Source organism: Pelorhabdus rhamnosifermentans (assembly GCF_018835585.1).
GTDB classification, from domain to species: Bacteria; Bacillota; Negativicutes; order UMGS1260; family UMGS1260; genus Pelorhabdus; species Pelorhabdus rhamnosifermentans.
On record NZ_JAHGVE010000187.1, the window covers coordinates 1 to 233 of the forward strand.

1 pseudogene is annotated in these 233 nt (G+C 39.9%); it reads right to left on the minus strand.

Annotation, left to right across the window (positions count from 1 at the left end):
• Positions 1-83: 83 nt before the first annotated feature.
• Positions 84-221, minus strand: a pseudogene (locus Ga0466249_RS26300) (hypothetical protein); the annotation flags it as partial.
• Between the last annotated feature and the right edge of the window lie 12 nt (positions 222-233).

The following is a 233-nucleotide window of genomic DNA, read 5'->3' on the forward strand; positions in this document are numbered from 1 at the left end:
GATCCAGGTTCTTTTGTTGAATTAGATCAATTTGTTACGCATCGCTGCACAAATTTTGGTATGGAGAAAAAAGAACCTGGATCAAGCAATAAATCAATTCTTTCACGCGAAGTCAATTTTCCCTTCGCATGTTGCTTGTCAATTGCTTTCTGGCCGCCACCTGCGATTACTTTTTCACGACGTTCTTTAAGATCTTGCAGTTTTTCTTGAACAGTAGCCATATGACACCTCCA